General features: G+C 66.8%; 1 pseudogene. It reads right to left on the bottom strand.

The features are described 5' to 3' along the window. Positions 1–45: 45 nt before the first annotated feature. Positions 46–253: pseudogene (locus ACYQ0U_RS22880) on the bottom strand (hypothetical protein); the annotation flags it as partial.

Below are 253 nucleotides of genomic sequence, written 5' to 3'. Positions count from 1 at the left end.
CGAATCCATCGCCCGCTACTGCACGCGAATTACCGACTCAGGACACTAGTACCCGACCAGCACCGGCCGCGCCGTCACCACCCGCAGTCCCTCCGGTGTCCCCGGGATCGTCACCGTGCCGTTCACCGCACGCCACGAACCATCGCCCACCCGGAACTGCGCCGCATACGTCGTGTCCACACTCGGACTCACCCGCCCCCTGCTCAGATAACGATGGGTGATCTCCAGGTCCGGATACCTCGCCCCCGGCTCC

It is taken from the genome of Nocardioides pyridinolyticus, from assembly GCF_054653575.1.
The sequence above is the reverse complement of the archived record's forward strand: the minus strand, read 5'-3'. Positions and strand labels throughout refer to the sequence as shown.